At 54.5% G+C, this 22,096-nt stretch carries 19 protein-coding genes; 12 read left to right on the plus strand and 7 right to left on the minus strand.

Annotation, left to right across the window (positions count from 1 at the left end):
* Positions 1–116 precede the first annotated feature (116 nt).
* From AQS70_RS08755 to dkgB, 6 genes are all read left to right on the plus strand, one after another.
* Positions 117–1,289, plus strand: coding sequence for an efflux RND transporter periplasmic adaptor subunit (locus tag AQS70_RS08755; protein WP_055102419.1), 1,173 nt, complete (start codon positions 117–119; stop codon positions 1,287–1,289).
* Positions 1,290–3,260, plus strand: a complete 1,971-nt coding sequence (locus tag AQS70_RS08760; RefSeq protein WP_055102420.1) for a MacB family efflux pump subunit — start codon at positions 1,290–1,292, stop codon at positions 3,258–3,260.
* Between the two features lie 7 nt (positions 3,261–3,267).
* A complete protein-coding gene (locus tag AQS70_RS08765; protein ID WP_055102421.1) occupies positions 3,268–4,662 on the plus strand; it encodes an efflux transporter outer membrane subunit in 1,395 nt (464 codons plus the stop codon).
* Positions 4,663–4,981: 319 nt separating this feature from the next.
* The gene (locus AQS70_RS08770) at positions 4,982–5,878 is read left to right on the plus strand and encodes a hypothetical protein (protein WP_055102422.1); all 897 of its coding nucleotides are present in this window, start codon (positions 4,982–4,984) and stop codon (positions 5,876–5,878) included.
* A gap of 165 nt (positions 5,879–6,043) precedes the next feature.
* A complete protein-coding gene (locus AQS70_RS08775; RefSeq protein ID WP_055102423.1) occupies positions 6,044–6,961 on the plus strand; it encodes a hypothetical protein in 918 nt (305 codons plus the stop codon).
* Between the two features lie 209 nt (positions 6,962–7,170).
* Positions 7,171–7,977 (plus strand): 2,5-didehydrogluconate reductase DkgB, encoded by an 807-nt coding sequence (gene dkgB, locus AQS70_RS08780; protein ID WP_055102424.1) that lies wholly within the window; start codon positions 7,171–7,173, stop codon positions 7,975–7,977.
* Positions 7,978–8,032: 55 nt separating this feature from the next.
* Here the strand turns inward: dkgB and zapE are convergent, their stop codons facing one another.
* Positions 8,033–9,148, minus strand: coding sequence for a cell division protein ZapE (zapE, locus tag AQS70_RS08785; RefSeq protein WP_055102425.1), 1,116 nt, complete (start codon positions 9,146–9,148; stop codon positions 8,033–8,035).
* 267 nt (positions 9,149–9,415) lie between these two features.
* Here zapE and AQS70_RS08790 point away from each other — a divergent pair, with 267 nt between their 5' ends.
* Both AQS70_RS08790 and AQS70_RS08795 read left to right on the plus strand, forming a co-directional pair.
* Positions 9,416–9,658: a DUF2790 domain-containing protein gene (locus tag AQS70_RS08790; protein ID WP_055102426.1), complete on the plus strand. Its 243-nt coding sequence runs from the start codon at positions 9,416–9,418 to the stop codon at positions 9,656–9,658.
* A gap of 210 nt (positions 9,659–9,868) precedes the next feature.
* Complete coding sequence (locus tag AQS70_RS08795) at positions 9,869–10,126, plus strand: DUF2790 domain-containing protein (protein ID WP_055102427.1); 258 nt, start codon at positions 9,869–9,871, stop codon at positions 10,124–10,126.
* Between the two features lie 233 nt (positions 10,127–10,359).
* Here the strand turns inward: AQS70_RS08795 and AQS70_RS08800 are convergent, their stop codons facing one another.
* Positions 10,360–10,632 carry a PepSY domain-containing protein gene (locus AQS70_RS08800; RefSeq protein ID WP_055102428.1) on the minus strand — a complete coding sequence of 91 codons (273 nt, stop codon included), beginning with the start codon at positions 10,630–10,632 and terminating at the stop codon, positions 10,360–10,362.
* A 161-nt stretch (positions 10,633–10,793) separates the two neighbouring features.
* Between AQS70_RS08800 and AQS70_RS08805 the strand changes: the two genes are divergently transcribed.
* Positions 10,794–11,795: a FecR family protein gene (locus tag AQS70_RS08805; RefSeq protein ID WP_055102429.1), complete on the plus strand. Its 1,002-nt coding sequence runs from the start codon at positions 10,794–10,796 to the stop codon at positions 11,793–11,795.
* Positions 11,796–12,127: 332 nt separating this feature from the next.
* Positions 12,128–12,514 (plus strand): hypothetical protein, encoded by a 387-nt coding sequence (locus AQS70_RS08810; RefSeq protein WP_055102430.1) that lies wholly within the window; start codon positions 12,128–12,130, stop codon positions 12,512–12,514.
* Here AQS70_RS08810 and AQS70_RS08815 read toward each other — a convergent pair.
* Complete coding sequence (locus tag AQS70_RS08815; RefSeq protein WP_055102431.1) at positions 12,511–12,699, minus strand: hypothetical protein; 189 nt, start codon at positions 12,697–12,699, stop codon at positions 12,511–12,513. The two genes, AQS70_RS08810 and AQS70_RS08815, sit on opposite strands and share 4 nt — an antisense overlap.
* Before the next feature lie 98 nt (positions 12,700–12,797).
* Entirely contained in the window at positions 12,798–13,727 is a 930-nt protein-coding gene (locus AQS70_RS08820) for a LysR family transcriptional regulator (RefSeq protein ID WP_055102432.1), read from the minus strand.
* Between the two features lie 110 nt (positions 13,728–13,837).
* Here AQS70_RS08820 and AQS70_RS08825 point away from each other — a divergent pair, with 110 nt between their 5' ends.
* The gene (locus AQS70_RS08825) at positions 13,838–14,833 is read left to right on the plus strand and encodes an aldo/keto reductase (protein ID WP_055102433.1); all 996 of its coding nucleotides are present in this window, start codon (positions 13,838–13,840) and stop codon (positions 14,831–14,833) included.
* Positions 14,834–14,941: 108 nt separating this feature from the next.
* On the opposite strand, the gene AQS70_RS08830 is transcribed toward AQS70_RS08825, so the two are convergent.
* From AQS70_RS08830 to AQS70_RS08840, 3 genes are all read right to left on the minus strand, one after another.
* A complete protein-coding gene (locus AQS70_RS08830; RefSeq protein ID WP_055102434.1) occupies positions 14,942–18,622 on the minus strand; it encodes a translocation/assembly module TamB domain-containing protein in 3,681 nt (1,226 codons plus the stop codon).
* Positions 18,619–20,346: an autotransporter assembly complex protein TamA gene (locus AQS70_RS08835; protein WP_055102435.1), complete on the minus strand. Its 1,728-nt coding sequence runs from the start codon at positions 20,344–20,346 to the stop codon at positions 18,619–18,621. The genes AQS70_RS08830 and AQS70_RS08835 overlap by 4 nt, the downstream gene beginning before the upstream one ends.
* Positions 20,347–20,409: 63 nt before the next feature.
* Positions 20,410–21,060 carry a GNAT family N-acetyltransferase gene (locus AQS70_RS08840; RefSeq protein WP_055102436.1) on the minus strand — a complete coding sequence of 217 codons (651 nt, stop codon included), beginning with the start codon at positions 21,058–21,060 and terminating at the stop codon, positions 20,410–20,412.
* A 167-nt stretch (positions 21,061–21,227) separates the two neighbouring features.
* Between AQS70_RS08840 and xthA the strand changes: the two genes are divergently transcribed.
* Complete coding sequence (xthA, locus tag AQS70_RS08845) at positions 21,228–22,040, plus strand: exodeoxyribonuclease III (RefSeq protein WP_055102437.1); 813 nt, start codon at positions 21,228–21,230, stop codon at positions 22,038–22,040.
* Positions 22,041–22,096: the final 56 nt, after the last annotated feature.

Genomic DNA, 22,096 nt, shown 5'->3' on the forward strand with positions numbered 1-22,096 from the left:
AATCCTACGTTTACTTAACAGCTCCCCGTGTCTGTCGATTGTTCGACAGCATTCACTCAAGGCGTTTTAGCCCAGTGCAATGAAGACGGGCCGATCCTCATTGGCCGGAACCCCGAATGAAACGCCCCCGACAGACCCGCCATGCGCTGCTTGTGACTGTGTGCTTAGTGTTTATCATCGCGTGGTTTGCCTGGCCTGCTCTGACAGCTAGCCGGGATGCTTTTGACACCCTACCCGTGATCCGCGGTGACATTGAAAGCAGTGTGACTGCACTAGGCACGCTGCAGCCCCGACAGTACGTCGACGTTGGCGCGCAAGCATCCGGGCAAATCAATACGATTCACGTCGAGGTCGGTGACGAGGTTAAAGAAGGTCAATTGCTGGTCGAGATTGATCCTTCGACGCAAAAGGCCAAGCTCGATGCTGGCCGCTATGCCATTGAAAATCTCAAGGCTCAATGGCAAGAGCAACGCGCCCTGCATGACTTGGCCAAACAGAAATACCAGCGCCAACAAGACTTAGCCAAAGGTGGAGCGACCCGCACTGAAGACGTTCAGTCTGCGTTGGCAGAAGTACGGACCACTCGGGCTCGGGTCGACATGTTCCAAGCGCAAATCCACCAAGCCCAAGCCAGTTTGCGCAGCGATGAGGCCGAGCTGGGGTACACCCGCATTTATGCGCCTATGTCGGGCACTATCGTGGCGCTGGATGCACGTGAAGGTCAGACCCTCAATGCGCAACAGCAAACACCGCTCATTCTGCGGATTGCCAAATTGTCGCCTATGACGGTCTGGGCCGAGGTGTCAGAAGCCGATATCGGCCATGTCAAAGCCGGTATGCAGGCGTACTTCACCACCTTGAGCAGCGGTAATCGGCGTTGGAACAGCAGCGTGCGGCAAATTTTGCCAGTCCCGCCCACGCCCCTGAATGAAGCGAGTTTGGGCGGCGGCGGCCCGGCCAGCACTGGCAAAAGCGGAAGTGCGCGGGTGGTGCTATACACCGTGCTACTGGATGTCGACAACACCGATCAGGCCTTAATGCCAGAAATGACAACCCAGGTTTTTTTCGTGGCTGATCAAGCCAAAAACGTGCTGCTGGCGCCGATTGTTGCGCTTCAGGGCAGCACCGACAGCCATCGGCAAACCGCAAACGTGGTCACTAAAAACGGCAAGCTCGAGCAGCGTTCTATTCGTACCGGCATCAGTGACCGTTTACAGGTGCAGGTGCTAGACGGGTTGAACGAGGGGGATCATCTGCTGATCGGCCCCGCTACCGGCAGCGGGGACTAAATGCCTACTCCCTTGATCGACCTGCAAGATATTCGCAAAGTCTATGGCGGCATTGATGCGCCCGAAGTTCACGTCCTTAAAGGCATCAGTCTGTCGATCCACGCCGGTGAATTCGTCGCCATCGTCGGAGCCTCAGGCTCGGGCAAGTCCACTTTAATGAACATCCTGGGGTGTCTTGATCGGCCGACTTCGGGGCGCTATGTCTTTGCAGGCGAGGATGTGGCTCACTTCAACACCGATGAGCTGGCCTGGCTACGCCGTGAAGCGTTTGGCTTTGTGTTTCAGGGCTACCATTTGATTCCCTCGGCATCGGCCCAAGAAAACGTCGAAATGCCCGCTATTTACGCGGGCACACCGGCCGCGGAGCGCCACGCCCGCGCCGCAGCCCTCCTCGAACGCCTGGGCCTGGGCACTCGCAGCACCAATCGCCCGCACCAACTGTCGGGCGGTCAGCAACAACGGGTGTCGATTGCCCGCGCCTTAATGAATGGCGGGCATATCATCCTCGCGGATGAACCTACCGGTGCGCTTGATACCCACAGCGGTGCGCAGGTTATGGCGCTGCTCGATGAACTGGCCAGCCAAGGCCATGTGATTATTCTGATTACTCACGACCGCGAAGTCGCGGCGCGGGCTAACCGGATCATTGAAGTGCGCGACGGCGTAATTATCAGCGATCGCGCTAATGGCCAAGCGCCCTCACCCACTGACGCCCCTAAGACACTGCAAGCCATAGACCTGCGTCAGCGCCTCAACGCAGGCAGCGAGGCCCGTGGCGCTTGGAAAGGCGAGCTGGTCGATGCCCTGCAGGCCGCTTGGCGGGTGATGTGGGTTAACCGCTTTCGAACCGCCCTAACCTTACTGGGGATCGTCATTGGGGTGGCCTCTGTCGTTGTAATGCTGGCCGTCGGCGAAGGCAGCAAACGCCAGGTCATGGCTGAGATGGGCGCGTTCGGTTCCAACATCATCTACCTCAACGGTATGTCCCCCCGCCCTCGGGCACCTCTAGGGGTCGTCAGCCTGAGTGACGTGGCCGCGCTCGCGACCCTGCCGCAGGTAAAAATGATCATGCCGATCAATGGCGACTTGATCGGGGTGCGTTATGGCAACGTCGACCACACGATGTACACCGGCGGTAACAGCATCGACTTCTCGGCTATTTTCAACTGGCCGGTGGTACAGGGCAGCTTTTTCACCCAAGCCGACGAAGACGCTGCCGCCGCCGTAGCGGTGATCGGCAAGAAAGTCCGCGACAAAGTCTTGAAGGGCGTACCCAACCCCATTGGCCAATACATCTTGCTGGAGAACGTGCCTTTTAAAGTGGTGGGCATTTTGGCTGAAAAAGGCGCCAGTGCAGGCGATTCGGACAGCGACACACGCATCGTAGTGCCCTACTCCGCAGCCAGCGTGCGACTGTTCGGCACCCACGACCCGGAATATGTGGTGATTGCTGCTGCTGATGCGAGCAAGGTCAAACAAACCGAAAAGGCCATTGATCAACTGATGCTCAAACTGCACAACGGTCAGCGTGACTTCGAGGTTACCAACAACGCTGCCTTGATCCAGGCCGAGGCCAAAACCCGTAATACGTTGTCGTTGATGCTCGGCTCAATTGCCGCCATTTCGCTCTTAGTGGGCGGTATCGGAGTGATGAACATCATGCTGATGACCGTGCGCGAACGCACCCGCGAAATTGGCATTCGCATGGCCACAGGCGCCCGTCAGCGTGACATCTTGCGTCAGTTCTTGACCGAGGCGCTGATGCTTTCAGTGGTGGGTGGCGTCACAGGCATCGCTCTGGCGTTTGTCGTCGGTGGCCTATTGCTGCTATGCGATGTGGCCGTGGCGTTCTCAATGGTTGCGGTCTTCGGTGCATTGGGTTGCGCGCTGGTGACCGGCGTTATTTTCGGCTTTATGCCCGCCCGCAAAGCTGCCCGGCTTGATCCGGTGACGGCTCTTACCAGTGAATAAACAATTGATGAAGCCTTCCTTAAGTCTGTTGACCACGTGCTTGCTATTGACTGCGTGCAGCCAAACTCCACCCAGTGACGAAAACCCGGTCCTCGCGCCTGCGGCATGGCAATCACCTCACACTCAAAACAGCCAACTGAACAATCAGCAATGGTGGAGCCAGTTTGCCAGCCCACAACTGGACCGTCTGATTAATCAGGCACGGATCGGCAGTTACGATTTGGCGGCAGCGGTTGCACGCGTCCAGCAAGCCCGCGCCATAGCGGTTATCGCAGGCGCGCCACTACTACCCGAAGTGACGTTCGGGAGCAGCGCCAAGCGAGAAAAACTGCTGCGGGGCAAAGGTTATAGCCAACTGGACGCGTCTGATGACAACACAGCGTCTGACTCTTTCGACGCCAACCTAACAGCCAGTTATGAAGTGGATTTTTGGGGCGCAAAAACCGCAGCTCGTGATGGCGCATTGCAAATGCTCAATGCCAGTGAGTTTGATCAGGCCACTGTCGAGTTGACCTTGCTCAGCAGCGTTGCCACCTTCTACGTGCAAGCCTTGGCCTTTGACGAACAACTGCGCATTGCCCGGCTCAATCTGGCGAATGCACAGGGTGTGCTGCATGTCGTGCAAACCCGCTATGACGCAGGCTCCGCTACAGCGCTGGAACTGGCTCAGCAAAAAAGCGTGGTCGCAGCTCAACATCGGCAACTGCCATTGATGGCACAACAGGCGCAAGAAGCTCGCATCACCCTTGCTGTCCTGCTGGGTGAGCCCGTACAACAGCTAGCGCTGGGCGACGCAGCGTTCGCGCAACTGCAGTGGCCAGACATCGGCAGCGGGCTGCCCAGCGAACTCCTGAGTCGACGCCCGGATATAGCGAGCGCCGAGGCTAAACTGGCTGCGGCCTCGGCTAACATCACGGTGGCACGAGCGGCCATGCTTCCCAGCCTGACCTTGAGTGCGACAGTCGGCTCAGGCGCAGATCGCTTCAGCGATGTGTTGCGCAGCCCCTTCTACAGCCTGGCGGCCGGTCTTGCAGCGCCGATCTTCAACAACGGACGCCTCAGCGCTGAGCGCGATAAAGCCACGGCGCGTCAACAAGAGCTGTTGAACACCTATCGCGCGAGCATCATCAATGCCTTCGGTGACGTTGAAAAAGCCCTCAACAGCGCCAGCGGCCTAGACCAGCAACGGCAATGGCAAGACGAAGAGCTCAAGCAGGCACAGCACGCCTTTAATATCGCCCAAAGCCGCTATCAGGCAGGGGCCGAAGTCTTGCTAACCGTGCTTGAAACCCAGCGCACGCTATACCAAGCACAAGACCAGCACGTCCAGCTACGCATGGCCCGACTGCAAGCAAGTATTGCCTTATACAAAGCTTTAGGTGGGGGGTGGCAGGTGATGTGATGGTTCCAAAGGTTAACCCCCTCTTATTTAGCACGTCATACATATGTACTCCCTTAGTAAATCCCCCTCGACTTATCGTTCCAATACCGCGTTGACAAAACAAGAGTTGGAACCGATCAATCAAAGCGACTCACGGCAGCCTTGCCCCTGTTTTAATATCTAAGTCACGCTCGACGCTTTTTAAAATTACCGATCTTAAGCTCCACCCCCGCAACCAAACAATCAATGCAGTTGTTGCAACAGGCTAAAATCAAGGGAATCCCTTTGAAAATAAGCTTATTTAAAAAATCTGCACACCATGAGCACAAGGGAGTACTCCATGAGTAGCGAATCCAGCAACCTTATTGACCCACGCCATCCTTGGGAACTTATTATCCCCATCGAAGGTACACATATCAGCAGTGGTGTTTCGGCAATTGAATTCAAGGGCAAGCTGTATGTTTTCTATATAAAGGCTGGCGTAAATGATCCCTTTACGATCAGCTACGCCGTACTTTCCAGAAACGCACAACACACCTTATTTCTGGAAAGCCTGAATGAACTGCCTACTAAAGAGGTAGCGCAATTCCGACCTTCCGTCACGGTGTATAACGATCACTTGTTTTGTTTTTATACCGCCACAGACCAAACCGTACGTTACCGCGTATTCACAGGAACTGAGTGGTCACCCGTTGATATCGTGCCGCAGACACTTTCTGCTGATGCGCCGTCGGTCGCGACCCGTGGCGAGCAATTATACTTAGCACTGCGAGGAACATCCAATGGGGTGCTTTATCACAAAGTATTCGAAAACTTCAGTTGGGGCCCCAACATCCCTCAACACACTATAAAATTCAACGGCAGCCCCGCACTGTGTATTTACGCCGACACACCCCACGTAGCGATACATGGGCTGGATGAGCACTTGTACCTTTTAATATTTGAAAACAACCAATGGCAGGTTATATTCAGGTCAGAACAAAGCAATCCCTATGATGCTCCATCACTTCACGCGTGGGCGAAATTTATAATCAGCGCCACGCACATGAATGATGGTAACCGCTACTCAACGGAACTCATGCATCGAGAAACGCACACGCATGATATTTACTCGACAGCCGGTTCCTATCGCTCGCCTCCCTGCCTCACTACTTACTTGCATGAACTCTATTTAATCGGGCGACGCACTTGTGACGACCTAGGTATTTCACTGTTCAATCCGATTAAACAACAGTAAGTCGTGCGAGTGATCAGCCTTACATTCCACGCAGTCGTAACAGTCAAGCGTGTGCACAAGGACAGCAAAAACAACTGACGGCACAACGCACTATTTACGGACATTGGTCTATCTAAAATATTTATCAAAAGCACCGGCTTACGTTCGTGCTGAAGGGAGCTTCATATGAGCAATTCATTCGACAGCAACACTGTTCTCACCGAGACTATTGCATGCCAGCCTTGGGAACTTGTGATGCCCATTGAAGGCACAGGCAAGACCAGTGATACCTGTGCCGTTGAGTTTGAAGGCCAGTTATATATTTTCTACACCAAAGAAAAAGGACCCGATTTATTTAAGCTGGGTTATACCGTTGTGGTTAAAAACTCAGACAACAAGCTGATTGTCAAAAGCACCAATGAACTTCCCGCTCAAGATGCTGGGCATTTTCGACCCGCAGTCACTGTTTATCAAAATCGCTTGTTTTGTTTTTATACCGCCACTGATAAAACCCTGCGCTTTAGCGTTCTAATGGACAATGGCTGGTCACCCATTGACACAGTGCCCAACGTGTTAACCGCCGATGCACCTTCGGTAGTCGCACACGCCGATAAGCTGTATGTTGCGCTGCAAGGAACCGTCGGTGGCGAGTTCTATCACACCGTTCTCGACACCTACGGTTGGCATCCAAACGTGCCTGCCCCTCACATTAGCTTTTCCGATAGCCCTTCACTGTGTATTTATGACAATAAAGTTCACGTCGCAGTAAGAGGCTTAGATGGGCACTCATATATCTTTTGCTTTATAGATAACCAGTGGCACCCCGTATTCACTTCTCAACACACTGAGGTATATGAATCGCCAGCGCTTCACGCATGGAATCACCTTATGGTTATTGCCTCTCTTAAACATCCCAACAACCGTTACACCACTGAGCTGATACCCCCCCTCACGTCGCCCCCAGACTACTACGACACTGCCGGCACCTACCTCTCCCCGCCGTGCCTTACTCGTTACCTGGACGGCTTTTATTTGATTGGCAAACGTCCGTGCAATGACCTCGCTATCTCGGTATTCAACCTTGATTGCGCAATGCAAGCTTAAACACCCGCGGCTTATTACACCAACACGCGCACCGTAGGCACAAAGCCCGCGTTGTGCGCGTGTTACGACGTTTTAAAACGCTACGCATAGGTTCAGGGATCAAACACTCATGACGTGTGGTCAAGATTGCTTTGCTTAGACAATGGTTTTTCCCATTGCTCAAGCGATAGATACTCAATCTTATTCTTACGACCACCAAGGAGTTATCCATGACAGTCCCTGCATTCGGCCTCGGCACCTACCGCCTCAAGGGCCAAGTCGTTATTGATTCGGTCAAGAACGCCCTTGAGCTGGGCTATCGGGCCGTCGACACGGCGCAAATTTATGAGAACGAGGCTGAGGTTGGCTTAGCGATTGCTGAAAGCGGCGTTGCACGTGATGAACTGTTTATCACTAGCAAAATTTGGGTCAGCAACTTCGCTAAAGACAAGCTGATTCCCAGTTTGCAAGAAAGCCTGAAAAAACTGCGTACAGACCACTTGGACCTGACGCTGATTCACTGGCCGTCGCCTGACCATGAAGTACCCGTCGCCGAGTTTTTAGGCGCGTTGCTTGAAGCCAAGCAACAAGGTCTAACCAAGGAGTTTGGCGTTTCTAACTTCACCATCGAGCTGATGAAAGAAGCAATTGCCGCCGTGGGTGCTGAGAATATCGCGACTAATCAGATCGAAGTGCACCCGTACTTGCAAAACCACAAAGTGGTGGAGTTCGCGCAGCGCCACGGTATCCATATCACGTCGTACATGACGCTGGCCTATGGCGAAGTCTTAAAAGACCCCGTGATTGTCGAAATAGCTAAACGCCATAACGCTACCCCCGCACAAGTGACCTTGGCATGGGCGATGCAACTGGGTTACTCCGTGATTCCATCGTCAACCAAACGCGCCAATCTAGAGAGCAATCTCAAGGCGCAAACCCTCACGCTGACCGATCATGACATGGCACAGATCGCCGAACTGGATCGTGGGCACCGTTTGACCAGCCCTCAGAGCGTAGCGCCTGAGTGGGATAAGTAAGCACACCCTGTAGCCGCTGCCACTGCCGCTGGCAGTGGCTACACACTCGACATGTTCACATCCCAAAGCGCTGTAATTGCATTTCTTGCAACCGGCTAAGCGTTCTGCGGAACGCAAACTCCAAGTAGCCTTGGGTGTACAACTGCTCCATCGGTACCTCAGCTTCAATACACAGCGGCACTTTGCGGTCGTAGCATTCGTCTACCAACGCAATAAAACGCCGCACGCTGTCGTCATAAATAGACAATTGTGGCAATTGGCGATCACCCGCCTCAACCTTAACCGGACCGTCTTCCGTGCCTCGAGCAATTTTGCCCTCGCGCTGCTCTGCACTCAGGCAAGGCACATCACTAAGCAAGATCACAGCGTAGCGATCGCAAAGGTCCATAAACTCACTGGCGGCCAGCGGTTGTTCACATAACTCATGGAAATTGCACCACACCACCGTCGCACCGGCTTGCACCACGTTCAATGAACGGTGACCTAGAGCAATAGAAGCGTCTGAAAGTGCCTGCCCTTGTGTGAGCTCCTTGAACACCTGCCCAATCGCACTGGGTTGATTCGGCTCTTTCACCCAATAGCGTTGTTGTGCGATACCTGGGTGCAAGCGATGGTCTTGTGCACCGTCCACCGAGACAATATCCATATGGCTGAGGATGGCAGTGATCGCGGGGGCAAAACGCTCTTTGTTATGACCGTTACTGTAAAGCTGCTCCGGTGGCATGTTTGAGGTACAGACCAGCACCACCCCCTCATCGAACATCACTTGAAACAACCGGCCGAGAATAATCGCGTCGCCAATATCATTGACGAACAGTTCATCGAAACACAGCACCTTCAGTTCTTTGCCCAACCCTTGAGCAATCACTTTCAACGGATCAGCGTTGCCCGTCAGTTGGAACAGCCGCTGATGCACCCACTGCATAAAGTGATGGAAATGCTGACGCCGAGCCGGTACTCGCAAGCTTTGATAGAACTCATCCATTAACCAAGTTTTGCCTCGCCCAACCGGCCCCCACAGGTACACGCCTTTGACTGAACCGGCCCCGCAATGCACTGCCTCATGGCACTGCTGCAACGCCTGCACGGCTCGCCATTGAGCCGGATCATGGACAAAACCTTGTTGTTCAACCGCCCGTTGCCAGGCAGAGAGGGGGGACTCGACATTCATGGGTAGCACAGGCTCCTGAGTTCAGACGCGGCAGTATGCCAGTAAGCCCACGGTTTTCGGCACTTTAACCTGCAACAGGTCATCGCATTCTTACTCAATCAGTAAAAGAGCATGTTGATATTGGGTCTTTTTAAATAGACGCATCGGCGTAACCTTATTCACAGCAACTGATAAACATCAGCCACAGCAACTCTCTTCAAACACGCTTAGCGGCACGATCAAATTAGATCGTATGAACCGTTATTATCTAAAGGTATAAACAGGACTATGAAAACTCTAATTGCTCTATGTTTGGCAAGTATGACAACCGTCGCCTTCGCCAATGAAACATCGCCTGCCGTTGAGCATTACGCTTATGGGGACACATTGGATATTGCCCACGTCATCAGCATGTCTGAGATCCCGCATGTATGCCAAGTGGTTCCGGCCACCATGACCTATGAAGACCACCAAGGTCAGCGCCACGTCCTCGAATACAAAGTAATGGGCGATGGCTGCAGCGAAAGTTAACTCTTCAGCGATTGTTCAAAAACGCAATAACAGCTCTTCTAGCGTGAGTCTTCAACGCTAACAGCAGGCCCTATAGCACTACCCCTCGCCACACGATTGAAACAGGGCACGGTACTTCGTGTCAGACACACTCTCTGCTGTCTGGCAACTTCTACCGCCAACCGGCACATGAAGTCAGTTAGTCGTGATTGTTTTAAGGTCTTATTAAAAATGAAACGTTTGATTGCTCTTGCATTGATGGGTTTGTCTACCTTAGCGATGGCTGACGGGTCTAATGTTACCCACTCTCAACCTGCCGTTGAGCACTACACTTACGCCACTGACTTGGATATTGCCAAGGTCATTAACCTATCGCCTGTTGACGACGTGTGCGCAGTGGTTCCGGCAAAAATGACTTACGAAGACCATCAGGGTAAGCGACACGTGCTTGAGTACAGCGTCATGGGCAATGGCTGCACCAACGGTTAACGTGCGCTGCAATTGTTAAACGCGCATTAGCCTGCGCATAACGGAGGCTGTGTGCCGCAACAAGCCCCTTGCTTGCTTGCCTAGCTCAACCTAGGTTTGTTCTTGCAGCCTTTGAGCGTAGCGCCAAGCGTTGGTTGAACACGGTAGACGCTAGCCCAATACAAAGCCCGATCCGCATAGGCTGGATCGGGCTGAAAACACTGTATGAGTGCTTTTACTGAAATCAGCGAGAATCAGTCTTTCTTCTCGGAAATCACTTTGCCAGTCGAGTCAAAAATGATTTCGTACTGCTCCGCCCCTTTCACACCTTCGGCTTTCCAGATGCCATTGGCTGGGTTTTCCGCTTCAATTTTCTTGATCACGGTGTAACCGTTTTTGTCTTTGAGGACTTGAACGAGCTCTTTGGAGAACGCCCAGTTTGGATCCAGATTTGGTTCGGCCATCGCAACGCTGGAGCCCAGCAAAACAGCAGTTGTGACAACAGCAGCAAAAGTTTTCTTCAACATGTGATTAACTCCATTAATTGATGTTGCGTCTGGTACTAGGTTGCCGAAGTAACCGTAGCAGAGAAAAAGAGTCGCACAAAAATAAATGACATCCTTTGACAGAGGTCATGTTCTCGTGAGTGCAAGCACAGGGTTAGAATGCACCGCACCCAGGAGCACACATGAGCGAAACACCCCTCACCGAAGCCGACTATGACGCCATCACTGAAGCGGCTGCTCAGTGGTGTATGCGCCTACACGAGCCCGACTGTTCTGACACCGAGCGCGAAGCTTTTTCTGTGTGGTTAAACGCTAATCCACTGCACGCACTCGAATACGAGGCGATGCTCGATATTTGGGATACCAGCGAGCATCTGCCCCGATCCGAACCGGTCGCGCCGCAAGTCATTGCTCTGCCTCGCCCACCTCATCGCACACCTTGGCAACGCCTAGCAATTGCTGCAGCCATTGCGGTGGTCGCCGTCCCTTTGGCGGCGTACAGCGGTTGGCAGCTCGGATGGATCCCTAACGCTTATGAACGCCTAGAGGCTGGAAATAGCGTGCTCAACGCGACGTTGCCCGATGGTAGCCAAGTCGAACTGAACCTGGGCACACAACTGACTTACCTCAATTACAAAGATCAGCGCCAAATCGCCCTGAGCAAAGGCGAGGCATTTTTTAAAGTGAGCCACGATCTCGCCCATCCTTTTGTGGTTCAAGCGGCTGAGGGGCGTATCCGGGTGACGGGCACCCAATTTAATGTGTGGCGCTACGATGATCAGGTACGCGTCACACTCATAGAGGGTTCGGTGCTGGTCACCAGCAATACGAACTTAAATGGCGACGGCTTGCGCCTCGAACCTGGCCTGCAAGCACGCTACAAGGCTGGTGACAACGCGCCGCACATCAGTCAGACCCGCGCCAATGCGCCCGAGTTGGCTTGGCGTAATGGCAAGTTGATTCTGGACAATTTGACATTGGCTGACGCCTTGCCTTTGATCAACCGCTATCTCAGTACACCGCTATCACTGGCTGATACGGCCACGGGGCAGTTACGGATTGGCGGGGTATTCAACACCCAGCAAATCCCTAGCTTGGTGGCTTCCTTGTCCAAAGTACTGCCGGTGACTGTGTACACCGATCAGCAAGGCCGGGCGGTCATCAGCGCCTTATCACGGGATTAATCCTGCGCTCTTCCCTCACAACGTTCGGTGCTTAGCCAGTCACTGCGCGGCCTCTATAAACGTGTTGTTGCCTAAGGTCCGGGCCAGCCTCGCTCGTTCCGAACACCCCAGCGGATTGCTCCACTGTGCAGTGCGCCTTACTTGAAACGAAGCAGATAAAAAAAAATTAATAATCGCCTTAACCCCCGGCCATGCAGGGCCGAACCGCTAATGAGCACAATGCTCGACAAAATTTCTACATGTCGATGTTCATGATTTAAGCCGCTCATTCGTCTAGTTAAGTAAGAGCACTTTTTTATTTTCCTGATCAGGCTCTGAAAAGGAGTTTTTGCATGCAAAACCCGCAAATGCCAACGGATGGCAACCCGCAGCATCGTAATAGCGATTTTCAGCCCGACCCGGATCTGTTGGAAGCGCTTGCGCCCTTGCAAGGTAATGAACGGATCCGCCAGTTGCTCAAGTGCTTTGGGCTGCGTACCAGCTTGGTACGGCTCAAGGTTATTGATGCGTTGCTGACTGCCGCTGGAAATGAGCGTCGACTGGGCGTGCGCGGCATGCACAGCCATTTGCTCGCGCTGGATATCCCGCTCTCGTTTCTGAGCGTTCGCGAAGTGCTCAAACGCTTGTGCAGTGAAGGCGTGGTGGTGCTTAACAGTGATAAAAGCTACAGCCTGCACCCACAGGCTGAAGCCGTTCTGATAGGTAAAATCGACGCTTAAAACTTGGTCTTGCGGCGCATGACACCGTTGATTACCACCACAACCACCGCCACGCCAATGGCAAGGTACTGGAAGGTTTTCTCGGTGATCACGCCGGTGTTTTGCAGGTACGAAAGACCAAACATGATGCCCAGTACCACTAGGGCGATCAAAAGCGAATACACCAATCGTTGCTTGGGAGTCATTAGCTGTTCCTGAAAAATAAGATGAACTGTCGTAGGTGAATGGAAATAAACGAGGCCTCATCTTACAGCCGGTGAAGCTTTTTGGCTGCCTCCGGTACTCAGCATCTCGGGCTTGCGTTCACCTCACCTGAAAAGCCGCTAGAGGGCCGATGACAGAGTTCCACCAGCCAGTCGACGAACACCCGCAGCCGTGGCGACAACTGCCGGTGCGGTGGATACAACACCGTCAACGCCAGACGCGGCGCGGAGCAATCGCTCAGCACCTCTTGCAAATGCCCGTCTCGTAGCTGCTGCGCTAGGTGATAACGCGGTGATTGCACCAACCCATAACCTGCGACACAGGCTGCTATATACCCTTGCGCACTGTTAACCGACACCTGCTTGGGCAAGTTAATCAGGCGCACTTGATCACCGACCAAAAACTCAAGCCCATAGCGCTTACCTGAAGCGCTGGAAAAATACTCAACCATTCGATGCCCGTCCAAGTCGTCAAGCGAGCGTGGGACGCCATGTTTGGCCAAATACCCCGGGCTGGCACAGGTGATCTGCTCCATTTGCACCAACGGGCGCGCCACCAACGAGTCGTCCAAGGTCAAACCGCCGCGAATCACACAATCTATGCCTTCACGAATCAGGTCCACAGGGCGATCACTCAAGCCAATTTCCAATTCGATCTGCGGGTAACGGTCGGTAAATTCCGACAGCGCCGGGAATACCACCAAACGCCCAACACCGGACGGCATTTCAACTCGCAGCGTGCCTTTGGGCTGGGCGCCCCTGAACAAGCCTTCTGACTCTTCAAGGTCGCAGAGCAACCGCACACATCGCTGGTAGTACGCAGCTCCATCTAGAGTCGGGCTGACCTGACGCGTGGTGCGGTGCAACAGCTGTACCCCAAGGTGCGACCCTAGTTGCTTGATCAATACCGTCACCGATGCTCGGGGCATTTTCAGGCTATCAGCGGCCTTGGCGAAGCCACCCAACTCGACGATACGGGTGAAAACCAACATCGCGTTAAGTCGATCCATCTCTCGCGCCTATTGTTTAGAAAATACGAACAGTGATAGCAGTTTTACCCGGTTTATCCAGAACGTGTCGAGGTTAAGAATAGGCATCCCTCACTTAGGAGCACCTCACTATGCACACTCGCCCACTCGGTAAAAACGGCCCGCTCGTCAGCGCTATCGGTTTAGGCTGCATGGGCATGACTGATTTCTACACCACCGGAGGCGACACCCGGGAAGCCGTGGCCACCCTGCATCGCGCCCTTGAGCTAGGTATCAACCTGCTCGACACCGCAGACATGTACGGTCCACACACCAACGAAGCACTCATCGGCCACGCCATCCGCGGCAAACGTGATCAGGTTTTTTTGGCCAGCAAATTCGGCATCCTCCGCGATCCTGCCAACCCGGCAGCACGCGGTATCAGCGGTCGGCCCGAGTATATTCGAGCGTCGATTGAAGGCAGCTTAAAACGCCTAGGGGTCGAAACCCTTGATCTGTACTACCAACACCGCATGGACCCCAACGTGCCGATTGAAGAAACGGTTGGCGCGATGGCGCAGTTAGTTCAGGCAGGCAAAGTTCGCTACTTGGGCCTTAGCGAAGCGTCGGCTGCAACGCTTGAGCGGGCGCATAAGGTGCACCCTATCAGCGCACTGCAAAGTGAGTTCTCCCTGTGGAGCCGCGAGCCGCAAGATAACGCTTGCTTAGCCACCTGCGAGCGTCTGGGTATAGCCTTCGTGCCTTACAGCCCGCTGGGGCGCGGTTTTTTGACGGGCGCGCTGAAAAGCCCTGATGACTTTGCGCAAGACGATTTCCGACGTAGCAATCCGCGCTTTCAAGGCGAAAACTTCGCTAAAAACCTGTTGCTCGTCGAACAAGTCCAAGCCCTCGCAAGCGCTAAAGGTGTAACCGCTGGGCAACTGGCATTGGCGTGGGTACTGGCGCAAGGGGATTATTTGATCCCGATTCCGGGCACCAAACAGCGCAAGTACTTGGAAGAAAACGTCGCCGCGCTGGAAATCAAACTCAGTGCTGAGGAATCGGCGGGCTTGACCGCCATCTTTCCGGCCAACGCCGTATCGGGCATGCGCTACGCAGAAGAGTCTATGAAGCAGCTTAATCGCTGAGTGGGCACGCCGATTGGCGCAAAGGGTGCAGTGGCTGACGGGGTACACAGGCTGCGATGCGAGCCGCAGCCTGTGTACCCCGTCAACCACTACAGGGCTTTGTAGCCGTTAAAAGTCTCGCTTGTAGAAAACATCCAACGAGCTTGCCAAGCCGCTGGCCACTTCGACATAGACTTTTTTACTCAGTTTGTAGCGCAAGGCGATGGTGCTGGCAGGCTCAAAGACTCCGTAGCCGTAACGCACGCTTAGCCGATCATTGATTTTGCCGCTGGCCACCAAGGCGGTGTTATCGCCACTGCCCTGCGTGTCCAGTTCAAAATCTTTAAGTCCAAGGTGATTGGCCAAACTGGTCGTCACTCCAGAACTGCCCATCAAGCCCAACCCCAGCGCTGCTTGCGCCAACATATTGTCGTCTTCGCCTGAACCGGTCAGCGGACGCCCCAGCACCAGATACGACAACGCCTGCTCCTGGCTCATGGCTGGCTCGGAGAAGATTTGCGTGGTGGGCTGTTCTGCGCTGCCGGTTAAGCGAATCCCGGCAATCACATCATCGGTTTGGCGCACCGCCTCGATGTCCAAGTAAGGCTGATCAAGAGGCCCGTCGAACAAAAGACGGGCACGGCGAATGGTTAATCTCTGGCCATAGGCACGGTAGCGACCATTGATCAAACGTAATTCACCGCGGGTGTCCAAATTGTTGCCAATGTGAAACTGCCCCGCCAGGTCAGCGTTTAAGCCGAACCCAGAGAAGGTCAGCAACTCTTGCCCGACCACTACGTTGATGTCCATATCGACCACCATCGGCGGCGACCCCGAGTCTACGTCATCGCCATCCCCGACGATCACAGTGTCGTCCGATACCTTGACCGTGGAAGGCGGCAACTCGCGCACGATGATTTCACCTTTAGGGATGTTCACCGTGCCCGCAACTAGCAGTGTGTTGTCCGGTTTGAGCGAGATCTTTAAGTCCGGGGCCACTTCGAGCTTGGCATAGGGTTCCACCGTCACCGGCAACTGATTGCCCTTTAAGACAACATTTACCGCCATTTCCTTGCCCCAAGCCACATCACCCGAAATCGTGCCCTGCCCTTGTTTGCCACTGGTCCAACCACCGTCCAGTTGCAGCGACTCACCCATGATGTGAGCTTTAAGTTGGAGGTTTTCGAAGCTGGTCGGTAATTCCGGCCCAGAAATTTCACCTTGCGTGAGTGAGACATCGCCGGTGATGTACGGCGCAACCAACGCCCCCGAAATTGACCCCGAACCGTTTAACTGCCCAGTGAGTTTTTCTACCATCGGAGCGAACGGTCGAACCACCGATATATCCAAGCCTGTCAGGCGGAAATCTCCAGTAATCGGTTTATTTTTAGGCAGCGGGTTAATCCGCGCAGAGAGCATTATTTGCCCCAGCTTGCCGCCATCAAAGTCGAACCGCGCGTCGACCCGATTAGGATTCAAGTTGCTGGTTAACTTGAACGCTTGATATGGGAAATCAACCCACTGCCCCTTGTCTTTGATGCGCAGGGTGCCGCCACTGGCATCCACCACCACTTGGCCTTTTGGCCCACTGGCGGGTAGATCGAGCACCAAGTCGGCATTGAGGTTGCCCTGCCACTGGAAGTCTTTGGGGAACCACTCGGCGAGGCTGTCGAGCGGGAACTGCTTGAGATGCATGCGTAGCTTGGGGTCTGGCATCAGGCGCTGCTCTTCAGCACACAAGCTGGCTGGGCCAGAGTTCCAGCACTGCGCGCCAAGGTTGATCCGACCATTGGCCAGACGTTCAAGTCGCGCCGGATTTTGCAGCACCCACGCTTGCGAAGCGTACTTGATATCACCGCTACGCAAGCGTCCACGCCAGTTGTCTTTATCCAGCGCGCCGTCCAGCGCCAAGCCCAGTTGCAGCATCGGCCCTTGCAAGGCCAATTGCAGCTGTTGACGCTTGATGTCGCCACTGCCAGTGGCCGTTAACACGCCGAGTTGGGTATCACCCGCTTGAATCCCGCTACCTTTAAGGTCGAAGCGGCCACGTTGCGATTTGTCTAGGCTCGCATCCAGAGTGAGGCGTTGCAGGTGGTTATCGGCAAAGGCCAATTGCTGGCCTTGCAACGTCACCTTGCCTTGCGGCGCCTTAAGCGTGCCCGCCACATCGACGCGGCCTTTTAACTGACCACGCAGCTCTGGCCACAACTGGCCCAAACGCGGCATGTTGATATCCAGCTGGGCCTTGATTTGCTGCTGCAAACCGGCAGTGCCGTTAATCCGGTTGTCGCCCAAACGAACCTCTAAAGCGCTAACCGTCCACGCTTCGCCCTCACCCACCGCTTTAGCTTGAAGGATGGCTGGCTGGCCGCGAAGGCGTCCTTTAAGGTCGAGATTGGCGTCCAATTTCAGCTGTTCATTTTTAAACGAGCCGGTGCTGCGCAACGGGCCCGCCAACGTACCGGGTAATTCAGCGACCCAGTACGCCGGGTTGATAGCGCTTAAATCCAGTGCAGTGTCCCAAGCGATACCATCAGCGAACTGCACATTAACGTGGCCTCGAGCTTTGCCTTGGCCCGCCACCAGTTCCAGTTGCGGCATGAAGATTTTTTCGAGGTCGCCACTGAACGGCGTGTTGACGCTGAAAGCGCCAGCTGGCCCCGTGAGATCCGCCTTGATGTTGCCCAGGTACTTGCCGTCACTGTATGACACTTCACCCGTGAGCTTTTGCAAGTCGACGTCTGGCTTGTCAATCACGGGGTACAGGTTGTGCCAAGGGAATTGCAGCCAGTCGATCTTGGCCTCGGCACTCAAACCTGAATGCCAATCCACTTGGCCCGACAGCTTCAGGTGCTGCTGTGCATTAGCGGTCAAATCCAGCGCCGTAATTTGCGCACCTTTAGCGTCAACCCGCCCCTTAAGCAGGAGGTTCACGGGGGCTTGCTCGGCAGGCAAACTCGCACTGCCATTGAGCTCAAAGCCGTCAGTGAGGTCACCCTTGGCTGACAACACCAACTGATTGAATTGCAAGGTGTCGGGCAGCTCGCTGCTGGGGGCGAACTGAGCCGAAGTAACCGTCACTTGCGCAGGCAGATTTTCGGCCAACGGTTGCACTGCGCCGTTTAAATGAGCATTCAGATAGCCCGTGCTGTCCGCCGTCAGGTTGAGCGAGGTACGCAGGTTTCCGTCAACCTTTAGCGCCAGCGCCCAGGGCTTTTTATCTTGTTCCGGCAGGTTCACCGTGCCTTGTAAAGTCAAAGGCCAATCGCCAACGGGTTGTAATAGACCCGACAGTTCAACACTCAGGTCTTCACGCTCAACCTGCGCCGAGTCTATTTGAAGACCTTGGGCAGTCCATTTCGCGGCAATTTGCACGCCTTTGAGTTGTTCAACGCCGTCAAACACAATGCTGCCGACTTTGATCACGCCCACTTCTATTGCCAGTGGCAACTTCAGGTCAGGCAAGTTGATCGGCCCACTGCTGTCTTCGGTGCTCGGGGCAAACTGCAAACTGACTTTGTCAGCCTGCAGTTGGTCAATGCACAGGGTCATGCGCGTCAGGCATGAAGGCGACCAGGCAAAAATCGGCCGACTCACTTCAACGCGGTTAGCACCGGCCTCCCAGACCAGTTGATCCGCACTCCACTGCGCGCCAAGACGCCCGGCAAAGTTGTCGACCTGCAAACCAGGTACTTGGGTCAGCACCCAACGACTGCCCGCTTGCGTTCCCAAAATGACCCCGGCGCTGATCATCACTAGCAACAGCAACGTTAACAGCGCCAGACCTACAATTTTCAAACCACGAATCACAGTTCTGGCCCCATCGCGAAGTGCAAACGAACACCGCCATCGTCATCCAGCGCATGGGCCAGGTCGAGACGTATGGGGCCGACTGGCGAGATCCAGCGGATACCCACACCGACCCCGGTTTTCAAGCTAGGAAAGTCGAGGGTTTTAAAAGCGTTGCCTTTGTCGACAAACGCCGCCCACCGCCATTTATCTGCAAATTGATACTGATACTCAACACTGCCGGCTAACAGATAGCGCCCACCAATGCGATCACCGTCTGAGTTTTTAGGCGACAAACTTTGATAGTCATAGCCGCGCACACTTTGATCGCCACCGGCGAAGAAACGCAAAGACGGAGGGACCGAGTCATAACCGTTGGTGGCACTGCCGCCAAACTCAATGCGGCCCAGAAAGCGGTGCTTGTCCCACACCGTTTTCAAGGCCCTGAATTGAACATCGCCGTGCAACAGGTTGGTGTCTGACATCAACCCTTCCTTGGCCACTTGGGCGCTCAGATTAACGCTGTAGCCATGGCTGGGATCAATTCGGTTATCGCTGCGCAATACCGCGTAGGAGACGCCGGGCATCAACAAGGTGCTGATGCCGGAGTCATCACCCAAGCGGTATTCTTCGTGCTGCCATCGCAGAGAAACAACTCGCGTCCAACCGTTATCCAGTTTGCTGTGCCATTCCGGGCCGACCGTTAGCAGTTTGCTCAGGGTGTCGGTATTGGCAATTTCTTCGTACTGATAACCCGCGGCAAAGCGCAGTTTGTCCGTCAGCGGCGGATCGAGCGGGATGTCATACCAAGCGCCGATATTTTGCTTGGGCTGGGAAATTTCAGATTCAAAGCCGTAGCTGTCGCCCCGCGGATTGTCCCAGTGCCGAGTCCAGCTGGCTTTACCGCGTGGGCCGGTATCGGTTGAATAACCAAGACCCAAGGTCATGGTGCGCGGCTTGCGCGTGTCGAGGTCAACATCGACCGGGATCACTTGCCCCACGGCAGTACTCGGCGCCGCATCGACGCGTACTGTTTCAAAATAACCGCTCGATTGCAGGTTCTGGTTGAGCTCGGCCACCAACTCAGAGTCATAAGGGGTATTGGGCTTGAAGGGCACCAAGCGGTCCAGCAGGGTTTGATCAAAGGGGGCGTCACCGGCAAAAGTGACTTTGCCCAGTGAGTAACGCGGGCCGCTTTCGTAGATCAAGTTGATATCGGCAAACCCGCCTTTAGGGTCGACCAAGAGTTCGTGTTTAAGAAACTTGCCGTTAAAAAAACCATAGCGCAGCGCACGATTTTGGATCATGCGTTTGGCTGCTTCGTAGTTGCCCTGATTGAGCACGACACCAGGTTTAAGGTCATCACTGGCGGGGATTTGAAAGGCTTTAAGTGAGGCCGCCGGGCCTTCAACACGGACATTCACATTGCGCAGATGCACCGGCTCGCCGGGGTCAATCTCAAGCACCAGCCGCGGTTTGTCACCGCCCGTGACATCTGCTTCAATTTTAGGTTGGTAATAGCCTAAGGCCTGCAACGCTTTAAGGGCTTGGTCTTCAGCGCCACGCTTAAAACGCGACAAGGCCGCCTCGTCACGATCGCCGAGGCTGCCGATATAGCCTTCCACGTTGGCCTTGAGGGCATCGTTTGCCGGTTTGACTCTGACCACCAGCTCGCTTTGGGCAAACGCCGCAAAGCTGCTGATCAGCAGGACAACACCACTGGTAAATCTTCCTGGAAACTTCATAGGCGCGGATGCTATCACGGGCTGAGGGGGTCATAGAGCGCGCTAATCGGCAAAAGGTTGTCCTTAAGCCGTTGCAGCGTGTAACACCTGTGGCTTGGCGTGGAAAAATACATGTTCAACAACGGAGCCCAATGCCACCTCGCCAATCTCAACATAACCATGACGTTTATAAAACGCTTGGTAACGCGGGTTACTGCTGTCGAGTACAACACCTTCTGAGTGCTCGTCCACAGCGCACCAGTTATGCACCGCTTCGAGCAACTGCTCGGGGTAGCCCGCGTCTTGAAATTTTGGATCGACCGCTAACAGCGGCAACATATGCACCGCATCGCCCGGTACACAGGCCAAAACCGCTTGATGGTATTGAAGGTAACGCTGCGTACCCCGCAAGCCAGCGGTAATGATCATGCGCAGTTGCCACGCCCAACTTTCGGTAATACCCAAGCGCCGCTGCGGCGGAGCTATCAGGGCCACGCCTATCAGGCGATCATCAACCAGCAACCCCAGCGCGGGTAACTGTTGAAAAAAATGCTGTTTGACTAACGCCCGTACCGTGGCCCGAACGCGTTGCGCATAGCCCTTGCGATGCGCTTCAAACACATAACGAAAGGTTGGGTCATGTAGGTAGGCCTCATACAGCAAGGCACGGGTTTCTTTGGAGTAGCCCCTGTCGAGCATTTGTATCTGGCAGGTGGCATTCAGCGTTTGGGTCATGAAGGTCAATCTCCCTGGCGTCGCTTGGGTGCGGGCACTTCTCGTGTGTACGAGCCTGCAAGAGCCGCAACAGTTCCATCTTGCTGGATGCTTCCTACGTTAGCAGCCCATTTGCCCCACTGCACGCTGACCGCTAACATCGCAATTTTATTCAGGACTGCCAGCTCATGAAAATCGTTTCATTCAATATCAATGGCCTGCGCGCTCGGCCCCATCAGCTGGCAGCGCTGATCGAAAAGCATCAGCCGGATGTGATTGGCCTGCAAGAAACCAAAGTCAGCGACGATCAATTCCCCTTCGCCGATATTGAAGCCTTGGGCTACCACGTGTATTTCCATGGGCAAAAAGGTCATTACGGGGTTGCCCTGCTTTCACGCAAGCCCGCATTGGCGCTGCACAAAGGCTTTGCCAGTGACGAAGAAGATGCGCAGCGACGTTTCATTTGGGGCACCTATGCTGACGAAAATGGCCAGCCGGTGACCATCATGAACGGTTACTTCCCCCAAGGCGAAAGCCGCGACCATCCGACGAAGTTCCCGGCCAAGCAACGTTTTTACAGCGACTTGCAACAGTTGTTAGAAGGCCAGTTCAGCAATGAACAGCCGCTGGTGGTGATGGGCGACGTCAATATTTCCCCACAAGACTGCGACATTGGCATCGGCCCGGACAACGCCAAGCGCTGGCTAAAAACCGGTAAGTGCAGCTTTTTACCTGAAGAGCGCGAATGGTTTGAGCGCCTCAAGAACTGGGGCTTGGTCGATAGCTTCCGCTATTTGCACCCCGAGGTGGCAGATCGCTTCAGTTGGTTTGACTATCGCAGCCGCGGCTTTGAAGATGAGCCCAAACGTGGCCTGCGCATTGACGTGATCCTCGCCTCTCAGGGTCTACTGCCACGGCTCAAAGCTGCTGGGGTTGACTACGACCTGCGCGCTATGGAGAAGCCGTCAGATCATGCGCCGATCTGGCTGGAATTGAGCTGAACTGCCCCAAAAGCTCGCAGCCTTCGGCAGCTCCTACAGGGGTATTCGTCAGCTAA

Origin of the sequence: Pseudomonas endophytica (genome assembly GCF_001411475.1) — a bacterium.
GTDB lineage: Bacteria > Pseudomonadota > Gammaproteobacteria > Pseudomonadales > Pseudomonadaceae > Aquipseudomonas > Aquipseudomonas endophytica.

Coding starts and splice junctions, on each gene's coding strand:
- AQS70_RS08755 (WP_055102419.1), top strand. CDS start 117: ATGAAACGCCCCCGACAGACCCGCCATGCGCTGCTTGTGACTGTGTGC.
- AQS70_RS08760 (WP_055102420.1), top strand. CDS start 1,290: ATGCCTACTCCCTTGATCGACCTGCAAGATATTCGCAAAGTCTATGGC.
- AQS70_RS08765 (WP_055102421.1), top strand. CDS start 3,268: ATGAAGCCTTCCTTAAGTCTGTTGACCACGTGCTTGCTATTGACTGCG.
- AQS70_RS08770 (WP_055102422.1), top strand. CDS start 4,982: ATGAGTAGCGAATCCAGCAACCTTATTGACCCACGCCATCCTTGGGAA.
- AQS70_RS08775 (WP_055102423.1), top strand. CDS start 6,044: ATGAGCAATTCATTCGACAGCAACACTGTTCTCACCGAGACTATTGCA.
- dkgB (WP_055102424.1), top strand. CDS start 7,171: ATGACAGTCCCTGCATTCGGCCTCGGCACCTACCGCCTCAAGGGCCAA.
- zapE (WP_055102425.1), bottom strand. CDS start 9,148: ATGAATGTCGAGTCCCCCCTCTCTGCCTGGCAACGGGCGGTTGAACAA.
- AQS70_RS08790 (WP_055102426.1), top strand. CDS start 9,416: ATGAAAACTCTAATTGCTCTATGTTTGGCAAGTATGACAACCGTCGCC.
- AQS70_RS08795 (WP_055102427.1), top strand. CDS start 9,869: ATGAAACGTTTGATTGCTCTTGCATTGATGGGTTTGTCTACCTTAGCG.
- AQS70_RS08800 (WP_055102428.1), bottom strand. CDS start 10,632: ATGTTGAAGAAAACTTTTGCTGCTGTTGTCACAACTGCTGTTTTGCTG.
- AQS70_RS08805 (WP_055102429.1), top strand. CDS start 10,794: ATGAGCGAAACACCCCTCACCGAAGCCGACTATGACGCCATCACTGAA.
- AQS70_RS08810 (WP_055102430.1), top strand. CDS start 12,128: ATGCAAAACCCGCAAATGCCAACGGATGGCAACCCGCAGCATCGTAAT.
- AQS70_RS08815 (WP_055102431.1), bottom strand. CDS start 12,699: ATGACTCCCAAGCAACGATTGGTGTATTCGCTTTTGATCGCCCTAGTG.
- AQS70_RS08820 (WP_055102432.1), bottom strand. CDS start 13,727: ATGGATCGACTTAACGCGATGTTGGTTTTCACCCGTATCGTCGAGTTG.
- AQS70_RS08825 (WP_055102433.1), top strand. CDS start 13,838: ATGCACACTCGCCCACTCGGTAAAAACGGCCCGCTCGTCAGCGCTATC.
- AQS70_RS08835 (WP_055102435.1), bottom strand. CDS start 20,346: ATGAAGTTTCCAGGAAGATTTACCAGTGGTGTTGTCCTGCTGATCAGC.
- AQS70_RS08840 (WP_055102436.1), bottom strand. CDS start 21,060: ATGACCCAAACGCTGAATGCCACCTGCCAGATACAAATGCTCGACAGG.
- xthA (WP_055102437.1), top strand. CDS start 21,228: ATGAAAATCGTTTCATTCAATATCAATGGCCTGCGCGCTCGGCCCCAT.